The organism is Corynebacterium sp. HMSC076D02 (assembly GCF_001813815.1).
Lineage (GTDB): Bacteria > Actinomycetota > Actinomycetes > Mycobacteriales > Mycobacteriaceae > Corynebacterium > Corynebacterium simulans.
In genome coordinates this window covers 1-1,386 of sequence record NZ_KV814056.1, presented here as the reverse complement: position 1 = coordinate 1,386, position 1,386 = coordinate 1, and the positions used below count along the sequence as shown (strand labels likewise).

General features: G+C 51.4%; 1 rRNA gene. It reads left to right on the top strand.

From position 1 onward, the window contains the following. Positions 1-212: 212 nt before the first annotated feature. Positions 213-1,386, top strand: a 23S ribosomal RNA gene (locus HMPREF2935_RS07480); the annotation flags it as partial.

The following is a 1,386-nucleotide window of genomic DNA, read 5'->3' as shown; positions in this document are numbered from 1 at the left end:
TGGTTTGTTGTGTGGTTGTTGTTGGTGGTTGGGGTGTTGTGTGAGAACTGTATAGTGGACGCGAGCATCCCCAAATGATGGTGCTTTTTAAGCATGGTTGTTTGGGTGTGTAATTTCTTTATTCTTTTGTGTTTTGTGTAGTTCACGCCGGCACGATAGGAAGCAGTGTTGGGGTTTGTGCCTTTTGTACTGTTTGTTGTTGTGTTGGTTGTGTGTTCGTTATTTAGGGCGCATGGTGGATGCCTTGGCATGCTGAGCCGATGAAGGACGTGAAAGGCTGCGTTAAGCCTCGGGGAGTTGTCAATTAAGCGTTGATCCGAGGATGTCCGAATGGGGAAACCTGGCACTTGTTATGGAGTGTTACCCTTCAGTGAATTCATAGCTGTTGTGGGGGTTACGCGGGGAAGTGAAACATCTCAGTACCCGTAGGAGAAGAAAATAATAATGATTCTGCTAGTAGTGGCGAACGAACGTGGATGAGGCTAAACCGTGTGCATGTGATACTTGGTAGGGGTTGTGTGTGCGGTGTTGTGGGCCTTGATGTGCAGCGACTACCATCGTTGCGTCTTGTTGTTGGTGTTAGGTGAAGTGGTGTGGAAACGCCTGCCGTAGAGGGTGATAGTCCTGTAGCTGAAGACATTGATGATGGGGTTGTCAAGTTGCCCGAGTAGCAGCGGGCTCGTGGAATCTGCTGTGAATCTGCCGGGACCACCCGGTAAGCCTAAATACTCAGTGTGACCGATAGTGGATAGTACCGTGAGGGAATGGTGAAAAGTACCCCGGGAGGGGAGTGAAATAGTTCCTGAAACCATGTGCTTACAATCCGTCAGAGCACCGTTTGTGTGTGATGGCGTGCCTTTTGAAGAATGAGCCTGCGAGTCAGCGGCATGTCGCGAGGTTAACCCGTGTGGGGTAGCCGTAGGGAAACCGAATCCTAATGGGGTGTCAAGTGGCATGTCCTGGACCCGAAGCGGGGTGATCTACCCATGGCCAGTGTGAAGCAGCAGTAAGATGCTGTGGAGGCGCGAACCCACGTAGGTTGAAAACTGCGGGGATGAGCTGTGGGTAGGGGTGAAAGGCCAATCAAACTCCGTGATAGCTGGTTCTCCCCGAAATGCATTTAGGTGCAGCGTCGCATTAGCTTGGTGGAGGTAGAGCTACTGGTTGGTTGAGCGGGACTACAATCTTAGCAATGTCAGCCAAACTCCGAATGCCATTAATGTGTTGTGCGGCAGTGAGACTGTGGGGGATAAGCTTCATAGTCGAGAGGGAAACAGCCCAGATCGCCGGTTAAGGCCCCTAAGGGTGTGCTAAGTGGAAAAGGATGTGGGATCGCGAAGACAGCCAGGAGGTTGGCTTAGAAGCAGCCATCCTTGAAAGAGTGCG